Source organism: Thalassospira sp. CH_XMU1420-2 (genome assembly GCF_037029325.1).
Classification (GTDB): Bacteria; Pseudomonadota; Alphaproteobacteria; order Rhodospirillales; family Thalassospiraceae; genus Thalassospira; species Thalassospira povalilytica.
Window position 1 is genome coordinate 1 of the sequence record NZ_JAYMEG010000035.1, and the last position, 2,340, is coordinate 2,340.

Genomic DNA, 2,340 nt, shown 5'->3' on the forward strand with positions numbered 1-2,340 from the left:
ATTCGTCGTCAGCACAGGCACTCTGTTTGCGTTGTGTATTGGCGTTGGCTTCATTGCGCATGCACGCACCCTTGAGGTGATGGAAGCATCGAAGGGCAACGGCACCTTAGACCGGGCCGCTTATGGTCTGGACTATTTCGAACGTTGAACATCCCGGGAGGGCTGCCTCCAGGGAGTCCTCTGTTTGAAAAGGAGCCCAAAATGAACGCTCTTGTTCAAGAGTACGATCTGGCACTGAAGGAAGAATACGGCATAACCCAACGCGGTTGGCAGTTTCTTTGCACTCAGACTTTCCCGCACGTCAAAAATGCATACAGCATCGAAAACGCGCTGGAATACTGTCGGAATGCGAGCCTCGATATTTTTGCAAACACCGTGAATATCGTTGATCAGTATGATCCTGACTCACGGGCAATCATCGAGACCGTATGGCCGAGCTTCCAATCATTGCTCGCACGAGCAAATGGTAAGTTTTCACGCAGTGAAAGCGAGTTCGGACCATCCAAAACAGACACCTTCACCGGCACATGGCATGAGCCGGAGGGGAAAAACTGGGTTGAAAAGAGTGAAACCGTCACTTTGACTTACCCGGAATATGTGCGCTTGACCCTCACAACGTTTGAAGGTGAGCGCACGCTAGACCATCCTGTTCATCTCGAATGGGTCGAAACATATGCAACAATGTGGTCATCACCTGTTCCAACCAAACCCTGGCGCAAACGCCCACGGGCCCAGTTGGAAAAGTGTGCGATCGCAGCCGCCCTTCGGGAAGCCTTTCCGATGGTCGGTTACTGCTCTGAAGAGATGGAGGGACGCACGACAAATGCGAAACTGTTCTCTGAAGAACACAATGTTGCACGCGAGGCACCGGAGTTCCCCGCCGAAACAGCAGAACGGATCCGAAAGGCTCTCATCGTTCACAAAAGTGCTGGAAGCGATCGGGCGAGTGCGGTGGCACGCAGCGAAAGCCGATATGAAAATATCCCGGGTTACCGGGAAGCAATAGATCGGCTGGCCAACGAAATCTTTGGCCCAGAGGCCGCTGATGTTTGAGTTGGTGAACATCGAGCAAAGATCCCCAGAATGGTTTGAATGGCGCAAGCAGGGAGTAACTGCAACCGACGTTGCTGCTATACTGGGATACGAAGTTGCTGATCACTTTGATTCAGCTGAGTTCAAAACACCGTTCAAGGTTTGGGCGCGAAAAAAGGGACTGCTCGATGAGCCGGACCTGTCTCGTGTTCCAGCTGTGCAATATGGCGTGGCAAACGAGGAGAGAGCGCGTTGCTGGTTTGAAGATCATACCGGTAAACTGGCTGATCCCGGATGCGTCATGAGCACAGTCTATCCCGGTCTGCGAGCTTCGCTCGACGGATTGACGATAGATGGCATTCCAGTCGAACTGAAATGTCCAACCGAGAAGCGTTTTGATGAGATGCTCCAATTGAAAGAACGCAGTCCGCTGTTCGAGTATTATTGGCATCAGCTTCAAACACAAATGGCTGTTCTCGGAGCGACAAAGGGATACCTGGTATTCTGGCGTCACGATCGAGACCCGGTCATCTTCACCGTTTACCGCAATGATCACTATGTGGATCAGATGCTCAGCGCGGTGAAGAATTTCTATCACAACCACATTCTGACAGATGTGCCTCCAGAGAAAGATCCCGATAGGGATGTTTTTGTTCCGGAAGGTAACGACGCGGTTTTGTGGGAAAAGGAAGCGGCAGAATACCGTCGCCTTCAAGAGATAGAAGCAGACGCGAAAGAACAACGACAAGCGATCCGGGAACGCCTCGGAAAGCGCATCGGCAATCACTATGCCGGTGAGTTCGCGGGACTTCGCATATCCAAGGTGCGTGCAGCAGGCAGGCCCGACGTCAACAAGTTCTGTGAAGATCACAATATTCCAGTGGAAACACTGGATGCGTATCGTTCAGAACCGTCGTCGCAGCTTCGCGTTACGCTCTCCGCACAACGACAAACGGTCACCAGACAGTCTGCGTAGACCAAACTTCAACCCCATCGGGGACACTTGTCCCCATGGTGGAGGTGCGTGTTCTCCGATCTTCATAAGGAGAACAACATGAAGAAAAAACTACTCCGCGCCATTGCACGAAGCATGGCCGTGGTCAGCCGCAGGCGCAAACGCTTCGCCGATATCTTCGAGAAGATCGGTGTTGTGCTGTCTGCTACGAGTGTCATCCCATTCTTTGGCGTTGACGACAAACTTGATCAGTCAACCGCAGAGGTTATAATGATAGCCGCTGTGGCCCATGCTTGACGAAGATGGCGTGCCGCAGCCGAAATCCGTAATTGGCGAAGGTGTCAAAGCCGAAG

General features: G+C 52.3%; 3 protein-coding genes. All 3 read left to right on the plus strand.

Annotated elements, in window-relative coordinates:
• Nucleotides 1-201: 201 nt before the first annotated feature.
• Entirely contained in the window at nucleotides 202-1,053 is an 852-nt protein-coding gene (locus WA429_RS21000) for a recombinase RecT (protein WP_336107879.1), read from the plus strand.
• The gene (locus tag WA429_RS21005; RefSeq protein ID WP_336107880.1) at nucleotides 1,046-2,008 is read left to right on the plus strand and encodes a YqaJ viral recombinase family nuclease; all 963 of its coding nucleotides are present in this window, start codon (nucleotides 1,046-1,048) and stop codon (nucleotides 2,006-2,008) included. The genes WA429_RS21000 and WA429_RS21005 overlap by 8 nt, the downstream gene beginning before the upstream one ends.
• 78 nt (nucleotides 2,009-2,086) lie before the next feature.
• On the plus strand, nucleotides 2,087-2,284 hold the full coding sequence (locus tag WA429_RS21010) for a hypothetical protein (protein WP_336107881.1): 198 nt from the start codon (nucleotides 2,087-2,089) through the stop codon (nucleotides 2,282-2,284).
• The last annotated feature ends 56 nt before the right edge of the window (nucleotides 2,285-2,340 follow it).